The sequence below is a fragment of the Enterococcus sp. DIV2453a genome (assembly GCF_050533535.1).
GTDB lineage: Bacteria > Bacillota > Bacilli > Lactobacillales > Enterococcaceae > Enterococcus > Enterococcus faecalis.
This window is the reverse complement of sequence record NZ_CP172899.1, coordinates 1,600,333-1,622,038: the sequence shown is the minus strand read 5'-3', so window position 1 is coordinate 1,622,038 and position 21,706 is coordinate 1,600,333. Positions and strand designations below refer to the sequence as shown.

Below are 21,706 nucleotides of genomic sequence, written 5' to 3'. Positions count from 1 at the left end.
GCTAGCAGTAGTTAGAATAATTATTATTTAGTTTCTAATTCCAAAAAAGGTCAAGGTGAGTAAGCAATGAAAAAAATCAACGAACAATTAAAAATGAAAATGCCAACCTACAAAAGAAAAAAAAGCATTGCTTATTTCTTTTACTCTTGTCTACTATTGGTATCGATTTCTTGTTTTTTGAGCGTGCATTTTCAAAAATGCGAGGCAGCTTCGCTCTATCAAGCGGGAGGGATAGCCATTGATTTGAGAACTGATTTACCTTATGGAATGGAGATAAGCCATGACGGTGGTGGTGGTCCTGATGGATCATTTGGAGGAAAATTACACGTAAAATTATACGGAACAGTGGACACTTCTCATACAGAAGCATTGAAGTTTCTTTCTTTTGGTACTGTAGGAATGCAATATGGACTGATGTTTCATTTGCCAGAAAATATAAGTGCAGATAATTTTAAAGCGGCTTATGACAAGGCTTTTGCGGATAATCCAGAAAATTTTTATTCAATTAGTGGACAAAAAAACACACAAATACCAATTGTTAACACAAAAGGAATGCGGACGTTTAACGGTTCTTCAGAAGATGGTTCACCGGGATGGGGTGATCCTGATCAAGATTATAGCGGAATTGATACTGAGCATCAGGTGATGTTTTGTGAACGGGGGGACACTATTAATTTTTCTTTTACTAAACTTTATGAAATTTGGCGACATGAACCTGACAAATCGGCCATAAAATTTGAACTTCATTTTGATTTAGATGTTGCTACTTTAATGAAGGATGGCGATTCAAAGGATTATTCCCTCAATAAAAATTTAACGAAACATCGCTTACCAGTATCAAATGTTTTGTCAGATGGTACTGAAAGTGATCAATTTTCGTTGTCGGCAGATTTTTTTGGTCGAACTTACGAATCAGATACAACGAATACGGTTAATCATAATTGGCTATTGTTTAGTTCGGATATGTGGTTACGTGCGACAAGTTTAGCGGCAGCAGCAAAGCAAGATCCAAATAATTTGAATCATCAAATTATCACTGGAATCACTGGGAAAGTGGCTACTTGGTCTTCTTATATCTCGCCATGGGACAGCGGCGATAAAGACAATCCATTATCCAATTACAATACCCAAGATGCCTCTAAATATCCTGAAATACCTGAAAGCAAAACGATGTTACCAGGGGATTTTTTATCACCAAAGTTTACGATGAACCAAAGACAAGACAATCCGCTTAATTGGACAGATGGGTATGTTGCTCAACGGTTTGCGCGCGTAGTTAATTTTCATACTCACACAGTTGATCCTAAGGCCAATGTGAATGTCTCTTCACAACAACAAAACGGGTTAACAACCTATTTATTTAGTGGCAAAGATGGTTGTGGGCTGCCGTTAGTCAATCCGCCAGGAACGGATTCTTCAGAGCCCACAGATAAAACATATATGCGCGTCACAATAGATCCATACCAAGTGCCAAGTTTAGAAAAGGCAGCTTTTGTTAAAGGTCAAACAACATTTCATCCGCAACAAAAGATACCAGTAGAACTAACCGTTAAGGCTCCGACAACTAGAAAAGTTCAGATTGAAGAAAAAATTTCAGGTGCTGCCCAAACTGATTTTCATAAAATTGGGGAGCAAGATTTAAAAAATTTACCAGTCACAGATGATTGCGTTAGTTTTAACTGTTTAGCAGATGCTTTACCAACTTCAGGAGATTACACATTAACATTTAGAATTCTTGATGTTGATGATACATCTAAAAGCTACTCAAATGAGAAAAGTTTAGCTGTGCACATTGATCAAGCGCAAATTAAAGTTAAATCTCAAGATACGGTTTATCAATATACTCAATGGCAACCAGAAAGTGAAGTGACTATCCTACAAACACCAGATGGTAAAAAAGGTGATTTTCGAGACGTAAGTGTCACCATATATAAACTGGACGGAGAGCAAAAGGTCCCAGTAGATGCGGTGGATACAAAAGTGGTTGGTAAATATGAAATTGATTATAACTACCTAGGATTAGAGGCGCAGACTGCACTAGAAGTCATTCCCTCTTCAGCTCATATTGGTGCACATAACGGTAGCTTTTCTGTGGGGACGCCCTTCGATCCAAAACGTCTTTTTGATAGTGCAACAGATAATGATGGACAGTCCATTCCTTATAGTAAGATAACGATTCGCTATACGCCTAAGCAGGTAAACGATGAAGTAGCGGGCATTTATAGAATTACTTATGATATCTCTAAAATAGTAGGTTTTAGTGAAAATATTACCGTTGATTGGACCTACTATTACTCTAATCGTCTAGACTTTTATCACTTATCTGAACAACTAATGCCTTTTGAGAACGTAAAATTTAATGGCCAAGATCAAACACAGACATTAAAAAGTTGTGAGATGAACATTGAAGATACGGGGGATCCTAATCGGACAACTGGCTGGCAGCTTGAAGTAGCCTATAATTTAAATGATCAGAAAACACAAGCGTGGAAAGACGCAGGGCTTGATCTCACGCTAAATCCAAAGTCAGTCGATTATGTAACAACTGAGCAAAATATTATGGTTAACGATGAGCAACAATTAGTAGCTGATGTAAGTAACCAATCTATCAAAAATAAAAAAGTTTTGACGAAATTACAATTATTGCCCACATTAACTATTTCAAAAGTCACACCTGCTGATAAATATGAAGCTCAGTTAATTTGGAACTTAGAAGCAACACCGTAAGGGAAGAGGGAATAGCTGTGAAATGGTTTATCTATGATTTATTGTTTGTTGCCTTTATTCTCGGTTTGCCAATTCAAGCACAAGCTGAAGACAAGACAACTGACGCACAAGCTGGCACAAAAGTCATGGTAATAGTGAAAGAGAGTGAGGATATTGTTCCACATCCCAATGAGCTTATACCGCAGACTAACGATATGCCAACTTCACGAGGACAACCTAATTTTTTACCAAAAACAAACGAGATTACGTCTCAAGAGACGCTTTTTGGGATCGTGGTACTCGGAGGTACATTAATCGTCGGACTTTATAAAGAAAAGAGGAAAAATAATGAATAAAAAAATAATTGGTTTAACTGTCACTTTAGGAACGGGGATTTTTTTAATTGGACAACAAACTGTGAATGCGGCTGATAATACCAATACCACAGCGAATGTGTCGGTTTTAGGTGGCGGATTAACCATTACACCATTAGCACAAATTAACTTTGGGACGGTGACAAAAGACGGCCAAGATCATACGCAACCAGATCAAAGCAAGTCGCAACTTATCATTAATGATAATCGTGGGACAACGAATACAGGTTGGTATCTGACAGCGAATTTAGAAGATAAAGGAAAAGGTGTCACTGGCTTAGACGGAATGACACTTCATTTAGACACTAAAAAACCTGACGGATCTTCTGAAAAAGGTACCTTTACGGGCGTTGATTTAACCACAGATGCTTCAACCATTATTTCGCTAGATAAAAGTGATATCCGTTTATCAGACACTGTCACGACAGCCGATTTAAATGCAACGTTAAATATACCTAAAAGTATTGCTGCAAATACCTACTCTGGGACCATCGTCTGGAATGCCATCGATGGAGCACCCGCCTAAGAATTTAACATAAAACGATGTAAGAAAACGAGGCAGATAAATTGAAAAGAATTTTAAAGATACTTTTTATATTGACTATTCTCTGTTTAGGTGGAGCGATGCGTGCCTGGGCAGAGCCGTCTAATACCAATAGTTCAGCAACAATTGACAATGCGAATGCGTATACAGTCACACCCGTTTTCGGAGCAACTCAAAATAACAAAACCAGTAATTTTTTTGATATGACATTAACTCCGAAACAAAAAGATACATTCAAATTAACGATAACCAATACTACGCCGAACCCTCAAAAATTTAAAGTTCAGGTAAATACAGCAACAACAAATAGTAATGGGATAGTTGACTATACAAAAAGTAGCTTTGAAAAAGATTCATCGATGAGTTTGGTACTTAGTGATTTGATTAGTCCTAATTGGAAGGATATTAGTGTTCCTGGTAAACAATCACAAACGATTGATTTTCAAATAACGATGCCAGAAAAGTTATTCTCAGGAATTTTATTAGGTGGAGTGACGATTCGACCTGTAGAGATAGCTGGGGACCAAAGCAAGGGTGGGATTCAAAATGTTTATATGCATACGATTGCTATTCGGGTGAATGAAACAGCAGAGACCAGACCTGCAAAATTGGAAAGTGGTTCTGTTAAAATTGGGCAAATTAACCGCCACAATACTGTTTCGATGGAAATTAAAAATCCACAGCGGAAGTTATTGTCAAAAGTCGAAGGAGATTTTTTTGTTAAAGAAAAAGGAACAAACAAAACGATCATTCACGAAAAGAAAAATAATCTGAGTTTTGCACCAAACACAAGGTTTGACCTACCTATTTTACTGAAAGATTCGTTTAAACCTGGAGACTATACCTATACCATTAAGTTGAAAAATCATGAGGGGAACTGGACGTTCTCAAAGGATTTCACGATAAACAAGAAGCAAGCTGATCAGTATAATAAGCGTTCTGTTGATCATAAAGCCAAAAACCTTCACTGGCTTAAGTACCTCATGGCCTTTTTAATTCTAGTTATTTTAGGTACCGTCTGCTATATCTTAGGAAAAAAGAAGGGGAAAATGAGGTTGTAAAACCTGCCTTTAAAATAGTTGACAATTATGCAGAAAAAATCATGCCAGTATGAATTATCTATGACATAAGGGAAGAATAGCTGTCTAGCAAGGATAAATTGTCAAATTAGCGTTAATTTACGCAAGTCATTGGTGTTCCTTATTTTGGAAAGTAGTATTATACTATTATTGTTCAATGATTCACAATAGAAACAAGGAGGAAAGAACCATGTATAAAGCAATTGTCGCAGCAAAAGGAAAAACAACAAAAATTGTTGAAAAAGAATCGCGTCCATTGAAAGATAATGAAGCGCGGTTGAAAATGGAAGTCTGTGGTGTCTGTCATACGGATTTACACGTTAAGAATGCAGATTTTGGCGATGTTAGCGGTTGTACCTTAGGTCACGAAGGAATTGGGATTGTGACGGAGGTTGGAAAAGACGTTACTAGTTTAAAGATTGGTGATCGTGCATCTGTTGCATGGTTTTATGAAGGTTGCGGGCATTGTGAATATTGTACTTCTGGTCGAGAAACGCTTTGTCGTTCAGTAAAAAATGCTGGATATACAGTTGATGGTGCCATGGCCGAAGAATGCATCGTCACAGACGGTTATGCAGTGAAAGTGCCAGAAAATTTAGCATCAGAGCCAGCTTCCTCTATTACTTGTGCAGGGGTAACAACCTACAAAGCGATAAAAGAATCTGGGATTCGTCCAGGTCAATGGCTAATGATTTCAGGATTAGGTGGGCTAGGTAATCTAGCTTTACAATATGCCAAGCATGTCTTTAATGCAAAAGTAGTAGCTGTTGATGTGAATGATAATCAGTTAGCTTTTGCGAAAGAAATGGGTGCTGATCTTTTAATTAATCCAGTTAAAGATCCTGATTTTGCTGCACAACTTCAAAAAGAAATTGGTGGTGTCCATGCAGCAGTAGTCACTGCGGTAGCTAAATCAGCATTTAATGGCGCAGTCGATGCAGTCCGTGCGGGAGGAACGGTTGTCGCTGTTGGATTGCCTGTTGAGACAATGGATTTATCTATTCCACGTCTTGTTCTTGATGGCATTCACGTAGTCGGATCGTTAGTTGGAACCCGTCAAGATTTAAGAGAAGCTTTCCAATTCGGTGCAGAAGGAAAAGTTGTTCCTGTTTGTCAAACACGTCAACCAGAAGAAATTAATGCTATTTTTGAAGAAATGGAACAAGGAAAAATTCGCGGGCGCATGGTCATTGATTTTCGCAGTTAATTTAGTTTTTTAGTGATTCGTTGATTTAATCTGAAAACCATGAAAGGATGGATGGAATGTTTGCGAATCTTACTCTCCGTGAGAGACGACTGCTTAAGCAAGCACAAGTGGGAGCCACAATTAGCTTTATTCTTTTGTTTGTACTAATTCTGACAATCAGTCTTTTGCATACTAGTGACTTATTAGCAAAATGGCTAGGTATAGTTGGGGTAATTATGGTTTTACCATTGTTGTATTTTGCGTGGCAGATTTTAAAGATAGCCTATAAAGATCAAAAAGATAATCCAACGCCTCCTTTGTGGGTTCCGAAAGTTTATGGGATTGGGCTTTCGATCAATCCCTATCACCGGTTTGGAAAGTTAATTTTTATATTGCTAGCGGTACTGATAGTTGGCATAATCATTAGTTTGCTTTTCACACCAGCAAGTCAAATCAATCACTAAAAAACGAGTAATTAACACCCTCTTGCTGAGCAGGAGGGTGTTGATTATTTTTAAATAGACTAAATTTGAGCAACAGGTATTAGATTTTTGAAAAAAGTCTTTCTTTTTCTGATGTGGATATTTTCGCAATAAAATCATTATTATAAGTGAATTAACAGGTTTATCAAGGGTTAATACTTGTTAATGGTGGCTGCTATAATTAACCGTTGACAAACACAAAAAAACCATCATACGATAATTATGTTATTAAAAAAGTGAAAAATTGGTAGTCAACAAATGAAAACGCATTTATTGGGAAATTGTGATTCTGTACTAAAATTTTTATATAAGATGAAAATAGATTGTTTTCATTTAATAATTTATTGAAAGGATGTGTTTATGGAGGGGGTACTGAAACTGACTTTCTAACAGTCTCAGTAAACTAAGAAAATCGTTATGACTTTTCATCTGGATAAAACTTTGTTGGGTTTTGGATTTTGTGAGTAATTGTGTCGGAACTATTTTATGGGGAGCAATTTTAAGGAGGAAAAAATGAACAAAGAGTATCAGGGTAAAAAAATTTACGGTAAAAAGCACTGGTTGACATTTTTATTAGTGAGTTCGTCTGTATTGGCGTTCCATTCGTTTGTTACGATGGATTCTCAAGTGGTTGATGCGCAAGAGCAAACAGCAAAAGAAGACGTAGCTGATTCAGCAACGTCAGTCGGAGCAATTGTGTCGATTGAAAAAGCGGAGAAAAACTTTGTCATTACGTATGCTTCTGGAAAAAAAGCACAAATTAGTATTTTAAACGACCATCTTTTTCGCTATCATCTAGATCCAACTGGTAAATTTGAAGAATATCCAACGCCAAATGATCCAAAGCATGTTGCGAAAATTACGGCTAAAACAATGGCCGACTATGGTACACAAGCCTTTGAGCAAACGAACGTCACAGATTCAGGAAACCAATTTATTCTAGAAAATAATGGTTTAAAAATTATATTCGAAAAAGAAAGCGCTTTAATGAAGGTTCTAGACAAGAAAAAGAATCAAGTCATTTTAGAAGAAACCGCTCCGCTATCCTTTAAAAATGATAAAGCTACACAAACGTTAAAACAAAGTAGTCAAGAAAATTATTTTGGCGGAGGAACTCAAAATGGTCGATTTACGCATAAAGGAACAGCTATCCAGATTGTCAATACGAACAATTGGGTAGATGGCGGAGTAGCATCGCCTAACCCATTTTATTGGTCAACTGCAGGGTATGGCGTTGTTCGAAATACATGGAAACCTGGCAACTATGATTTTGGCAGTCATGATCCACAGACAACCACAACAACGCACGAAGGAACAGATTTTGATGCTTTTTATTTCTTTAATGATTCCTCAGCAGGTATTTTAAAAGATTACTATGAATTAACCGGGAAACCAGCTTTGATGCCAGAATACGGGTTCTATGAAGCGCATTTAAACGCGTATAATCGGGACTATTGGGTGAAAGTAGCAGAAGGAACCGCGGGAGCAGTTAAGTTTGAAGATGGTAATTTTTACAAAGAATACCAACCAGGCGATCTAGGAAACTTAAATGGCACGCTAGAATCTTTAAATGGAGAAAAAGAGAATTATCAATTTTCTGCACGCGCAGTTATTGATCGGTATAAGAAAAACGATATGCCATTAGGGTGGTTCTTGCCAAATGACGGCTACGGTGCTGGCTATGGTCAAACAGATTCATTGGATGGCGATGTACAAAACTTAAAAGAATTTACTGATTATGCTCAAGCAAATGGTGTTGAAGTGGGGCTATGGACTCAATCTAATCTCCATCCAGCGGATCCTAAAAAACCTAAAAAAGGAGAACGGGATATTGCGAAAGAAGTTAGTGTCGCTGGTGTTAAAGCCCTCAAAACTGACGTGGCGTGGGTCGGGTATGGGTATTCCTTTGGCTTAAATGGTGTAGAAGATGCCGCGAATGTTTTTGTAAAAGAAACAGACGGCGCAGTTCGTCCGATGATTGTTTCATTAGATGGTTGGGCCGGAACCCAACGGCACGCTGGTATTTGGACAGGCGATCAAACGGGTGGTCAATGGGAATATATTCGCTTCCATATCCCAACATATATCGGGACTTCGTTGTCTGGACAACCAAATGTCGGTTCAGATATGGATGGAATTTTTGGTGGAAAAAATAAAGAGGTCAACATACGTGATTTCCAATGGAAAACTTTTACACCAGTGCAGCTAAATATGGACGGCTGGGGCTCCAATCCAAAAACGCCATTTGCTTTTGATCAAGAAGCCACAGATTTGAACCGAGCGTATCTAAAATTAAAATCAATGATGATGCCTTATAACTACAGTATTGCCAAGGAATCAGTTGATGGACTACCAATGGTACGGGCCATGGCTTTAGAATTTCCTAATGAAGGAACAGCATATACAAAAGATTCTCAATACCAATATATGTGGGGACCCAATTTACTCGTTGCCCCAATTTATAATGGCAATCAAGATGAGGCAGGAAATTCAATCCGTGATGGAATCTATTTACCAGATGAAAAACAAGTCTGGGTTGACTTATTTACAGGCGAAAAATATCAAGGTGGCCGTGTCTTAAATGGAGTAAAAACACCGCTGTGGAAGGTGCCTGTTTTCGTCAAAGATGGCAGTATTATCCCAATGACGAATCCAAACAACAATCCAAAGGAAATCCAACGGGATCAACGATCTTTCTTGATTTATCCAAATGGCGCCACTTCTTTTAATATGTATGAAGATGACGGAATTTCAACTAGTTATGAAGCTGGGCAATCAGCTACGACTAAAATAAATAGTCAAGGCCCTAAATCAAACGAAAAAGGGGATCTGACCGTTACTATCGAACCGACAAAAGGAAGTTACAAAGGCTTTGTTGATGAACGAAGCACCACGCTTGATTTGCTAGCTTCAGAAGCGCCCGAAAGCGTAACAGCAATGGTGGGGGGAACAGAAGTAACCTTGAAACAAGCAGCTAATAAAGAAGAATTTTTAGCTGGCACAAATCTATATTATTTTGATAAAGAATTCCAAGTGAATCAGTATCTTTCTGAAGCTTCAGGAGAAAAACTGAACCAATCAGCGTTATCAGTAAAACTAGCGAAACAATCTGTGACCGCCAAAGATGTTCAAATAACTGTCAAAGGTTTCATTAATAAAGGAACGGTTGACGGAGGAAATACAACGGTCGATGACCAGTTAACTATTCCGGCAAATGTCGCAATCAATGAAGAAAAAACAACGCCATCTTCTTTGACTCTTCAATGGGATCAAGTAACTGAGGCAACAAGCTATGAAGTAGAGCGTGACGGGACTGTTTTCGGAAATATTCAAACGAATACAGCAACATTTGATGGATTTTCCTTCCTAAGCGAACATACTTTTCGAGTTCGAGCTGTTGGAAAAAACGGGGTCTCTGAATGGAGTGAACCGATTAAAGGGAAAACACAAGATGATCCCTATAAAGAAACAATTAATCAAGTCAAAGCAACAAGTAATTTACCAGAACAACCGGGTGCAGAATTGAAGAAATTAACAGATAAAGATTTAAGTACAGGCTGGCATACGAACTGGTCAACTGGCATCGCTAATCCAAGTGATGGGAATTTCTTGACTTTAAAATTTGATCTTGGTGCGGAGTATCAAATGGATAAAATTGAATACTTGCCAAGAGACAATGCCGGCAACGGAAATATTTTGCAACTCCAGTATCGGACGTCGAAAGATGGAGCTAATTGGACAGAGTTTTCAGAACCTATTAACTGGAAGCAAGATGCTTTGACAAAAACCATTGAAACGAAGGACCAAGCGTATCGTTTTGTTGAAATGAAGGTATTAAAATCGGTGGGTAATTTTGGCTCTGGTCGTGAGATGCTCTTTTACAAACAACCAGGAACAGAAGGAATCTTACATGGAGACATTACTAACGATGGAACGATTGATGAAAATGATGCAATGAGTTATCGAAACTATACAGGCTTAGAATCGGCGGACAGTGACTTTAATGGCTATGTTGAAAAAGGCGATTTAAATAAAAATGGGGTAATTGATGCTTATGATATCAGTTATGTTTTACGACAATTAGATGGTGGGATTGAGATACCTGATGTCGAAGAAATTGCGGGCGGTTTATCCCTTGCTGTGGTTAATGAAAATGGCAAGGATACTTATCTTCCTGGCGATACATTAACCTTTACACTTAAAGGTCAAGACTTAAAAAACATTAATGCGTTAAGCATAAAAATGTCCTTTGATTCTAGCAAATTTGAACTTGTCGGTCAGCCTGCAACCACGAATAATACACAACACATGGAAAATTATTCTAAATATCGGAAACATTCAAATGATGTGGAGAATCTATATTTAGTTCTTAGTAATCAAGGAAATAAACAATTGTTAAACGGTTCAATGGACTTAGTTACCTTTAAAGTTAAAGTAAAAGAAACAACTCGCGTAAAACGTGCGACAACTGTTGAGCAGTCATTACAATTTGATATGAGTCAAGGCTTATTAGTGGGCCAAGGATTCCAACAAGCCACACTTTCAGATTTTTCTGTAACAGTGAAGCCCACAGAGCTAGTAGATAAAGAGTTATTACAAGCGCTAATTACGCTAAATCAAGCACGTGTCGAAAAAGAATATACACCTGAAACTTGGGCAATCTTTAAACCAATCTTAGATGAGGCAGTAGCTGTTCTAGCCAATGAGCAAGCCACACAGACAGACGTTTCTGCTGCTGTGGAAAATCTAGAAAAGGCTGTAGAACAGTTGGAAAAAATGCCTGATGTAGCGAATAAAGCTGATTTAGAAAAAGCAATTCAAGAGGGGCTAACAAAGAAACCAAGTGATGGGCAAGAATTCACCGAAGAAACTAAAAAAGTTCTCGAAGAGTCATTAGCAGCAGCTCAAAAAGTATTTGCTCAAGAAAAAGTTACCCAAGAAGAAATAGACCAAGCGACTAAAACATTGCGTGAAGCAATTGCACAATTAAAAGAACAACCCGTCGCCGTTGATAAGGAAACCTTAAAAGAGAAAATCGCTCAAGCCCGAGGAAGAAAGCCGGAAGAAGGATACCAATTTACAAAAGAAACAGAAAAACAATTGCAAGAAGCAATTCAAGCGGCTGAAGCAATCGTAGCGAAAGAAACGGCGACAAAAGAAGAAGTCTCAGCGGCTCTAAACGCATTGGAAACTGCAATGGCTCAATTAAAAGAAGTACCCCTTGTAAATAAAGACCAATTACAAGAAGTTGTCAAACGAGCGCAGCAAGTCACTCCAAGTGAAGGGCACCAATTTACTGCCTCCTCGTTACAAGATTTACAAAAAGCGCTTTTAGCAGCTAAAAACACATTGGAAAACCCAGCAGCTAATCAAAAAATGATTGAGGAAGCGGTTGCTGAATTAACTAGTGCCATTGATGGGTTACAAGAAGAAGCGTTAGTTACAGATAAAAAAGCCTTAGAGGCAATGATAGCCAAAGCAAAAGCAATCAAACCATCTGCCGGAAAAGAATTTACCAGCGAGTCTAAAGCGCGCTTAACTGAAGCAATTGACCAAGCGGAAGGGATTTTAGCTGATAAAAATGCTCGGCAAGAACAAATTGATACTGCTGAAAAAAATGTAAAAACTGCTTTGGATAGTTTAGAGGAACAAGTCCTTCAAGCGGATAAAACAAAGTTGAGAGAACTGCTTCAAAAAGCAGAAACCTTGAAACCTAAAGCAGCAAAACAATTTACAAAAGCATCGCAAGAAGCTTTAGCTGAAGCAATTAAACAAGCAAAAGCACTTGTTGAGGACCCAAATGCGACGCAAGAAGCTGTGGACAAATGTTTAAGTATTTTAGCACAAGCCATTGAAGCAATGGCAGAAGAGCCAATCAGTAGCAACTCTACAGGCAACAATGGAAATCATGGCACGGTTAGCGGGACTGGTGGTGTAACCAGTCCAGGAAAGGGCACAGCAGCAGGTGGAACGACAACAAAAACCACCACTTCTGGTACTTTGCCAAAAGCAAATGAAGTTGTTTCGCCAATCTGGTCAATCAGTGGTTTTCTATTGATAGTAAGTATTGGTTTAGGAAAATTATTCTTCAAAAATAAAAAAGACCAAAATTAGCGTATCATTAACTTACAAGGCGCATTTGTACAAAAACAGTGTGCAAATGCGCAAGTAAGTAATAGGAGAGGATTTTTACGAATGAAAAGAAAGAAAATCAAGAATCAACTACTTGTTTTAACAAGTATTCTCGTTCTTCTGAGTTTGGAAGTCGCTCCAGTTGTTACGTTGGCTGCAGAATTACCAAGTAGCTCGCTACAAACAGCTCTGTCCTCAGCAACGACAATTACTTCGGAAGAAAAAGTAATTGAAACAACCGAAACAACTGTTGCTACATCGACAACGACCACTAGTAGTTCGTCATCTGAATCAAGTAGTTTTACCGATACGACTACCGAATCAACGAGTCAGTCAACGACAGAAACGACAACCACAAATACTAGTTCTGAAACAAAAAAAGAACCTACAGAGCCAACGGTATCATCAGAAATCACGCAGCCTGTTGAACAATCGCAACCACCACAAGTTCCTGTGACCAAGCAAGAACCTGAAGAACCTATTCAAGTTCCTGAAGCCACCAATAACGTTGTTGAAGAAAATCAGGCTGTATCGTTAAATCCGTCCCTCAAAGTAGATGAAATAGCTTCTTCAAATTTAAAAGGCTACGAACTTCCACTGTTGTCGTCTTTTGGCGAAAAGAAACGGGCAGTTGTGGTGGCTGAAGCATTAAGACACGTTGGGAAAACAAAAAAAGAATTTAATTTGACGGAGCAAGTATTGACCAGTAGTTTCCTTGCCCAAAAAATTTACCAACAATTATTTAAAATAGACATTGGCAGTACGCCGCAAGAACAAATGACATTTGGTAAAGTTCGTTCTATAGAGGAGGCAGAACCTGGTGATCTGATTTTTTGGCAAACAGCTGAAGGAAAAACGCTTCAAAATGGTGTTTATCTTGGCCAAGGAAAATATTTAATTGCCGCAGCGGAAGCGGATTCTAAAGAGAAACCAGAAGTAATCGCTCAGTTAGAGAATATCTATACTGCCAAACAACAACCAGACTCAAAAGAGGAAAAACGCTTGGTAGTGACTAATCCTTTTAAGGAGTTCACATTAACGGAGTATGGTAAAGAAGTTTTAGCAACATATGGTGCGTCATTTGAAATGCAGAAGTCAGAACAAACCACAGCGTTTATTAAAAAAATTGGTGAGACAGCCAGAGAACTTGGCGAAAAATACGATGTTTTTGCATCAGTGATGATAGCTCAGGCTATTTTAGAAAGTGGCTCTGGCGAAAGTCAACTAGCCAAAGAACCTTATTATAATCTCTTTGGCGTGAAAGGTTCGTTCCAAGGAAATAGTGTTAGCTTTTCAACAAAAGAGGCTGATCAGAGGGGCCAACTTTATACAATTTCCGCTGGGTTTCGCGATTACGGTGGCTATAATGACTCACTGCAAGATTATGTTCAATTACTCCGACAAGGGATTGACGGAAATCAAGATTTTTATAAACCAGCGTGGCGTTCGGAAGCCAAAAACTACCTTCAAGCAACGCGTTTTTTAACAGGTAAATATGCAACAGACAAGCAATACGATAATAAATTAAATTCGTTAATTGCGGTTTATAACTTAACGCAATTTGATTTACCAAAAACAGTGGACGGTTTGATTATCCAATCTAAAAATGAGCTGTCGGAAGCGGAACAGCAACAAATGCATTTTCCAGTCTATGATGGGATCAATTATAATCGAAGTGGTAGCTATCCCGTGGGCCAATGTACGTGGTATGTCTATAATCGTTTCAAACAGTTGGGCACTTCTGTGGATGAATTTATGGGAAATGGCAGTGACTGGGGAAGAAAAGGACGTGCATTAGGCTATCAAGTTAGTTCATTGCCTAAAGCTGGTCGTGCGATTAGTTTCCAACCAGGAGTTGCTGGCGCAGATAATCAATATGGACATGTTGCTTTTGTTGAAGCGGTCACTTCTGATGGAATCATTATTTCTGAAAGCAATGTCATCAATGATCAAACGATTTCGTATCGTGTCTTACCTAATGTAATTGCTTATAGTAGTGGCGTGACCTACATTGGCGCTTAATCGACTCATTCAACAGGAAGAACTGTGGATGTTTAAGTAAAAAATTAGCACAATGATCCATGTGTGAACTAACAAATTAAAATAACCAGAATCGACCAATGAATTGATTTTGTCATGTATAAAATGACAAGAACAGTTTGGCGGTTGATTCTTTGTTTTTCATCAACGAAGAGACAATAGTCCTCATGATTCGTTAGCAAAAGATGAATAGTCCAAAGTACTCTTTCTTGATACTTTGTTATTTTATGTTTTTGTTTGCAGGAAACTACTGAAATCGCTATACTAAATTTATGTGAATATACTAACAGACAATCAATTTTTTTATCTCTTTTATTGGTGTATAAATTGATTGAACATTATAATCATTTGTCTTTTGTTGTGTAATTTTATATCTTCTTGAGAAAGGGATGAGTGAACAAATGGCTATTTATATATTAGAAGACCAAATTATTCAAGCAAAAGCGTTAGAAGCATTGTTAACAAATATCCTACATTCAAGAAATATTTATAATGAAACAATCCATTTATTTTCACGTTCAGATGAATTATTACAAGTGGCACACCAGGACGCCCAACTAAATATCTTTTTCCTAGATATTCAAATGAACAATCATATCCAGGCAGGATTTGAGGTTGCTAAAGAAATCAGAAAAACAGACAGTGAAAGTCTGATTGTATTTATTTCTACTCACACAGAATTAGTTTTAACTTCCTACAAATATATGGTTTCAGCTCTTCAATTTATTCAAAAGAACGTGGATTTTCTAGATTTCCAAAAAGAAGTTGAAACATGTGTCGATGCATATATTCAACAAAAAGAAAATATAAAGACAAAAAGTGAATATATTATCATTAACTTAAAAGCGTCTTCTATAAAAATGGATATTAATGATATTTATTTCTTTCAAACGGAATACGATCATCGTGTATCAATGGTTGGTAAAAATTTTAAAAGAGAATTTTATGGAACGTTATCAAAAATTGAACAACTGCATCCAGATTTGATTAGAGTCCATCAATCAATCATCATCAATAAAAAATATGCGTCAAAATTAAATTATAAAACGCATCTTTTAACCATGAGAGACGGAACGGAAGTACCAGTCTCAAGAAGATATTATACTCAGGTCAAGGCACTATTTCTTACTTAGGGAGGGATAATGACTAATTAAGGAATTATCTATCTATTAGTCGCTATATTCGTTATAATTTAGTGCAATACTTGAAGAGGAGGGCGATATGCTAATCGATTGGATTCTAAAAAATATTATGGATATGGATCAGGAAGATCAATCAGGAAAAACACAATGGACAAAGTATTATCTAACCGTTTATTTTTCTGGCTTATTTAATTTTCTGATGATTCTGATTTTATCAGTTTTATTTGGGACGTTAAGCGAAACCTTTATTGTATACGTCGTACTGATTTTTTTACGGCCTGTCGCAGGTGGCTGGCATGCAAAAACCAAATGGCTCTGTCGTCTAGAAAGCATGGTTATCTATGTCGCCATACCATTTGTATTGAAAAATTCTTCTGTGAGCTTACCGTTTATTTATAAAATTCTATTGATGTGCCTCTTAGTCGTATTATTTTATTGGTATGCGCCACAAGGAACAGCGATTGAACCTGTTCAGCCATCTGATTTAAACGTGCTCAAAAAGCAAAGCCTTATAAGGGTGTGTTTACTTATTTTATGTAGTCTGTTTGTCAAAGAAAAGATTGCTTCAGTAATACTCTACGGTCTCGTCATCCAAGGTCTGATGATACTCCCTGTAACAAAAAATTTAATTGAAGGAAGTGTTTTTATGAAATTTGGTAAAAAAATAATTAAAAATGTTATTGAAAAAAGAGTTGCAAAAGTCAGTGATGGTGTGGGAACTAAGCCTAGATTAAATCAAAATTCGCCCAATATATTTGGACAATGGATGGGACAAACTGAAAAACCTAAAAAGAATATTGAAAAATGATTTTGTCGTTATTAGCTACTAACGTTTTGCTGGCATCTAGCTTTATCGTTTTTGTCTTTTTACGAGTAACATTGATCAAGATTGAATGTAAAATACCGTTACTTTCATTGCTTATTGTCATTAATCTTTGTTCGTTTGCGGCATTAATGTTGGGCTACTCTTGGTTGATTTATGCGCTGACAGTCGTTGTTTTTACAGGATTTTTACTCATTCACAAAAAGAGGTTCTCAATTTTTAAAGCGATATTTTTATCCGTTTTTACATTGCTTATGGTTTCGTTTATCAATTACACGGAGCAAACGATTTTAAGTGTTTTTTTTCAACAGATTTATCAAAATAAATTATTATGGATTGCCTCAAATGTTCTTCTGTTGCTTATAAATATCTGGATTGCTTTAAAAATTCCCAATAGTGTTTTTTTAAGATTAAATCGTGTGTTAGAAAATAGCCGAATTTTTTTTGGTTGTTTACTTTTATTGTTGATTCTGTTGTTACTTTTTGTGTTTTTGATTTCGCCAGAGATTTCACCTGACTTTATGCGAGGATTTGTCACGGTAAATAGTTCTAAATTGGAGTTATTAATAAGTGTAGGTTTATTTTTAATTCTGATTGGTTTAGTCATTGAAGCTTATTTGGAAGAACAACGTATCAACACTCAATTATTGAATAATTTAACGATTTATACTGAAAAAATAGAATCCATTAACGAAGAGCTAGCGATGTTTCGTCATGACTATAAAAATTTATTGTATAGTTTACAAATTGCTATTTCATACGAAGATATTCTGGAAATCAAAAGAATTTATGAAGAAACGATTGCACCAACCAAAAAAATTATTGATAATGAAGAATTTGAACTTATGAAGTTAAATCGTTTGAAAAATATGGAACTTAAGGCACTCATAAGTATGAAAATTAATACCGCAAAGCAAGCAAAACTAAAAGTGATTGTTGATGTGCCAGAAGTATTTATTCTCGATACATCAATCGACTTAGTGGTTGTGATTCGTTTGTTGGCTATTCTATTAGATAACGCGATTGAAAACAGTGCAAAATCAGAATTGAAAATGTTCGCTATCTCAATTTTCAATAAAAATGAAACACAAGAGTTTGTGATAACAAATAGTGTTCAAGCCGAATTTGATTTTAGGGTTATGAAGAAAACCAAATTTAGTTCTAAAAGTAACCCTGAAGAGCATGGTTGGGGATTGTTATATGTAAAAGAAATTGTTGATTTTTCAGATCAATTTGATTTACAAACGTCCTTCAATGAAGGATCGGTCACTCAACATTTAATTATTGAAAAAAAACATAATAGTAAAAAAGTTGTTAACGAATGAATTTGTTAACAACTTTTTTGCTATGGTATTGAGTTATGAGGGGCAATACAGGGAAAAATGTCGGCTAATTAAGGAATTTAGATAGTGCCGGTTAGGTAGTTATCTATAATGAAAATAGCAACAAAATATTCACGCAGGGAAAGGGGCGGTCGTTTAACGGGAAAGATTAGGGAAGATAAAGCAATACTTTTGTTGGGAAAAGAAATAAAAGGAAACTGGGGAAGGAGTTAATCGTTTAATGAAGGGAAATAAAATTTTATACATTTTAGGTACAGGCATCTTTGTTGGAAGTTCATGTCTATTTTCTTCACTTTTTGTAGCAGCAGAAGAACAAGTTTATTCAGAAAGTGAAGTTTCAACAGTTTTATCGAAGTTGGAAAAGGAGGCAATTTCTGAGGCAGCTGCTGAACAATATACGGTTGTAGATCGAAAAGAAGATGCGTGGGGGATGAAGCATCTTAAGTTAGAAAAGCAAACGGAAGGCGTTACTGTTGATTCAGATAATGTAATTATTCATTTAGATAAAAATGGTGCAGTAACAAGTGTTACAGGAAATCCAGTTGATCAAGTTGTGAAAATTCAATCGGTTGATGCAATCGGTGAAGAAGGAGTTAAAAAAATTATTGCTTCTGATAATCCGGAAACTAAAGATCTTGTCTTTTTAGCTATTGACAAACGTGTAAATAATGAAGGGCAATTATTTTATAAAGTCAGAGTAACTTCTTCACCAACTGGTGACCCCGTATCATTGGTTTATAAAGTGAACGCTACAGATGGAACAATTATGGAAAAACAAGATTTAACGGAACATGTCGGTAGCGAAGTAACGTTAAAAAACTCTTTTCAAGTAGCGTTTAATGTACCAGTTGAAAAAAGCAATACGGGAATTGCTTTACACGGAACGGATAACACAGGGGTTTACCATGCAGTAGTTGATGGCAAAAATAATTATTCTATTATTCAAGCGCCATCACTAGCGACATTAAATCAGAATGCTGTTGACGCCTATACGCATGGAAAATTTGTAAAAACATATTATGAAGATCATTTCCAACGACACAGTATTGATGATCGAGGGATGCCCATCTTGTCAGTTGTTGATGAACAACATCCAGATGCTTATGACAATGCTTTTTGGGATGGAAAAGCAATGCGTTATGGTGAAACAAGTACACCAACAGGAAAAACGTATGCTTCCTCTTTAGATGTAGTTGGTCATGAAATGACACATGGTGTGACGGAACATACTGCCGGTTTAGAATATTTAGGACAATCAGGTGCGTTGAATGAATCTTATTCTGATTTGATGGGTTATATTATTTCGGGTGCATCTAATCCAGAAATTGGTGCGGATACTCAGAGTGTTGACCGAAAAACAGGTATTCGAAATTTACAAACGCCAAGTAAACACGGACAACCAGAAACCATGGCTCAATACGACGATCGAGCACGGTATAAAGGAACGCCTTATTATGATCAAGGCGGTGTTCATTATAACAGTGGAATTATTAATCGGATTGGTTACACCATTATCCAGAACTTAGGCATTGAAAAAGCACAGACTATTTTCTACAGCTCGTTAGTAAATTACTTAACACCTAAAGCACAATTCAGTGATGCTCGTGATGCGATGCTTGCTGCTGCAAAAGTTCAATATGGCGATGAAGCAGCTTCAGTGGTGTCAGCAGCCTTTAACTCTGCTGGAATCGGAGCTAAAGAGGATATTCAGGTAAACCAACCAAGTGAATCTGTTCTGGTCAATGAATGAAAAAAATTCCCCAATTAAATAAAAATGGATAAGGAGTGGCATAATCTTATGAAAAAGTTCTCCATACGAAAAATTAGTGTTGGTTTTTTGTTTCTGATTTTAGTAACTTTGATAGCCGGTTTTAGCCTCTCTGCAAATGCAGAAGAGTATATCGTTCCTGCCGAAAGTCATTCACGACAAAAAAGATCGTTACTGGACCCTGAAGACAGAAGACAAGAAGTGGCAGATACAACCGAAGCGCCTTTTGCGTCAATCGGAAGAATCATTTCCCCTGCCAGTAAACCAGGCTATATTTCTTTAGGAACAGGCTTTGTTGTTGGAACCAATACAATTGTCACCAATAATCATGTGGCTGAAAGTTTTAAGAATGCCAAAGTATTAAATCCGAATGCCAAAGATGATGCTTGGTTTTATCCAGGTCGAGATGGCAGTGCGACACCATTTGGCAAATTCAAAGTGATTGATGTAGCTTTTTCCCCGAATGCGGATATTGCGGTAGTGACTGTCGGCAAACAAAACGATCGTCCAGATGGCCCAGAGTTGGGAGAAATTTTAACGCCATTTGTTTTGAAAAAGTTTGAATCTTCAGATACCCATGTCACAATATCAGGCTATCCAGGTGAGAAAAACCACACACAATGGTCTCATGAAAATGATTTGTTCACATCTAACTTTACAGACTTAGAAAATCCATTACTATTTTATGATATCGATACAACCGGTGGTCAATCTGGTTCACCAATCTATAATGCTCGGTTTGAAGTAGTTGGTGTTCATTCCAATGGGGGTATTAAGCAAACAGGAAATCATGGTCAAAGACTAAATGAAGTGAATTATAACTTTATTGTCAATCGAGTGGATGAAGAAGAAAATAAACGTTTATCCGCTGTGCCAGCAGCGTAAAGAACCATAAAAATACTCGGAATTTCCAGAATCACGGGAAATTTCGAGTATTTTTGTTTTTTAAGATAGTGTAAGTTACGATAAAAGTACCTTGTAATTATCGGTTAAAAGCATATAATAGTGCTGAAAAGAAGGCAAATAATCCGATTAAGTTAGTATTTCTAAACCATCATAACTCGTAATGATTTCATGCTTTTGAGATAAAGCCGCCATCTCCGCATAAGACAAGCCGCCATTGTGAGAAAAATGGTTGGCAACGTAAATCGTTTTATCTGTGACGAGTTTTCTTTCTTTTAATTCTGCAATTAATTTTAAATTTTCTTCCCAATTCATATGACTATTGCCAGTTTCGTTTGTTTGACTAGTACAATCTAAAGAAACAATACTAAGAAGTAAGTGGCTCTTTTCAAGATATTCAAACATTTCTGACGTAAAGTAACCTGTATCATGGGTGGATAAAAAAGCATCTTTACCATCGTCTATAACGAAAATAAAACAATCTTCACTGAAATTTCCATGTTGTGCAGGAAGGGGATAAATCGTATAGTTCGCAATAGTAAAACATTTGTAGGGCTGAATAACCTGATACTGTAATCGGGTATCGTCTTGGCGACCTTCTAAATCAAAGGCGCGCTGATAAAACGTCTTAACTGCTTCATTTCCGTAAACAGTTAAACGATTGGGAATATCTAATGCATAACCAGACATTCGATAAGCCAAATCCTCGCCGTAAAAATGATCGGAATGCCAATGAGAGATTAGTAAAGAGTTAAATTCTGCAAAACACAAGTCGTACTGCAACAGGTGTAAATAAGAATCCCCTGGAAAATCAATCAGCAGGACATCATCAATAATTAATTGAGTTTGTGTACGAATTTCTCGTCCTTTTTTCTCTCGAGCGTACTTACATAATTTACAATTACAAAAAATTCCTGGAATCCGTTCTGCTGCACCCGTACCTAAATAGTTGATTTTCATTGGGAGTACCTAACCTTTCTTTGACATTCTTCATACTTAGTAGATAACGCTGAACCTTAAAGTAAATGGGCATGGAAACTGAAACATTTGTTGTGTCCATCTTACCTTTTTTAGAAAAGAATTGAAATGGAATTTCTTAAGTAAATTTGCGTAAAATAGAAAAAGCTAGACGCCTTTGTTAATAAGCTGAATTTACTGCGAATGCTCGTACTGTTTCCGAAAAA

14 protein-coding genes are annotated in these 21,706 nt (G+C 36.9%); 13 read left to right on the top strand and 1 reads right to left on the bottom strand.

From position 1 onward, the window contains the following. Positions 1-66: 66 nt before the first annotated feature. The 13 genes from IGK03_RS07980 (at position 67) to sprE (ending at position 20,504) form a co-directional block, all read left to right on the top strand. Positions 67-2,727, top strand: coding sequence for a bacterial Ig-like domain-containing protein (locus IGK03_RS07980; protein ID WP_202334855.1), 2,661 nt, complete (start codon positions 67-69; stop codon positions 2,725-2,727). After that, complete coding sequence (locus IGK03_RS07975; RefSeq protein ID WP_016616911.1) at positions 2,703-3,062, top strand: hypothetical protein; 360 nt, start codon at positions 2,703-2,705, stop codon at positions 3,060-3,062. Before IGK03_RS07980 ends, IGK03_RS07975 begins: the two co-directional genes overlap by 25 nt. Next, a complete protein-coding gene (locus tag IGK03_RS07970; protein WP_002357217.1) occupies positions 3,055-3,606 on the top strand; it encodes a hypothetical protein in 552 nt (183 codons plus the stop codon). The genes IGK03_RS07975 and IGK03_RS07970 overlap by 8 nt, the downstream gene beginning before the upstream one ends. Before the next feature lie 98 nt (positions 3,607-3,704). Beyond that, positions 3,705-4,685: a DUF916 and DUF3324 domain-containing protein gene (locus IGK03_RS07965; protein WP_430602209.1), complete on the top strand. Its 981-nt coding sequence runs from the start codon at positions 3,705-3,707 to the stop codon at positions 4,683-4,685. Between the two features lie 208 nt (positions 4,686-4,893). After that, complete coding sequence (gene adhP, locus IGK03_RS07960) at positions 4,894-5,910, top strand: alcohol dehydrogenase AdhP (protein WP_002357219.1); 1,017 nt, start codon at positions 4,894-4,896, stop codon at positions 5,908-5,910. Positions 5,911-5,957: 47 nt separating this feature from the next. After that, positions 5,958-6,353 (top strand): hypothetical protein, encoded by a 396-nt coding sequence (locus IGK03_RS07955; protein WP_202334853.1) that lies wholly within the window; start codon positions 5,958-5,960, stop codon positions 6,351-6,353. A gap of 504 nt (positions 6,354-6,857) precedes the next feature. Further along, positions 6,858-12,485, top strand: a complete 5,628-nt coding sequence (locus IGK03_RS07950; RefSeq protein ID WP_430602207.1) for a TIM-barrel domain-containing protein — start codon at positions 6,858-6,860, stop codon at positions 12,483-12,485. A gap of 81 nt (positions 12,486-12,566) precedes the next feature. Continuing rightward, positions 12,567-14,525: an amidase domain-containing protein gene (locus IGK03_RS07945; RefSeq protein WP_202334851.1), complete on the top strand. Its 1,959-nt coding sequence runs from the start codon at positions 12,567-12,569 to the stop codon at positions 14,523-14,525. A gap of 419 nt (positions 14,526-14,944) precedes the next feature. Beyond that, positions 14,945-15,676 carry a response regulator FsrA gene (fsrA, locus tag IGK03_RS07940; protein ID WP_078126945.1) on the top strand — a complete coding sequence of 244 codons (732 nt, stop codon included), beginning with the start codon at positions 14,945-14,947 and terminating at the stop codon, positions 15,674-15,676. Between the two features lie 88 nt (positions 15,677-15,764). Continuing rightward, complete coding sequence (locus IGK03_RS07935; protein ID WP_033625015.1) at positions 15,765-16,493, top strand: accessory gene regulator AgrB; 729 nt, start codon at positions 15,765-15,767, stop codon at positions 16,491-16,493. After that, on the top strand, positions 16,490-17,833 hold the full coding sequence (gene fsrC / locus IGK03_RS07930) for a sensor histidine kinase FsrC (RefSeq protein WP_126268244.1): 1,344 nt from the start codon (positions 16,490-16,492) through the stop codon (positions 17,831-17,833). Before IGK03_RS07935 ends, fsrC begins: the two co-directional genes overlap by 4 nt. Positions 17,834-18,071: 238 nt before the next feature. Next, a complete protein-coding gene (gene gelE / locus IGK03_RS07925; RefSeq protein ID WP_010707475.1) occupies positions 18,072-19,601 on the top strand; it encodes a M4 family metallopeptidase coccolysin in 1,530 nt (509 codons plus the stop codon). Between the two features lie 48 nt (positions 19,602-19,649). After that, a complete protein-coding gene (sprE, locus tag IGK03_RS07920) occupies positions 19,650-20,504 on the top strand; it encodes a serine proteinase SprE (RefSeq protein ID WP_202334850.1) in 855 nt (284 codons plus the stop codon). 147 nt (positions 20,505-20,651) lie between these two features. On the opposite strand, the gene IGK03_RS07915 is transcribed toward sprE, so the two are convergent. Beyond that, complete coding sequence (locus tag IGK03_RS07915) at positions 20,652-21,482, bottom strand: MBL fold metallo-hydrolase (RefSeq protein WP_070415799.1); 831 nt, start codon at positions 21,480-21,482, stop codon at positions 20,652-20,654. Positions 21,483-21,706 lie beyond the last annotated feature (224 nt).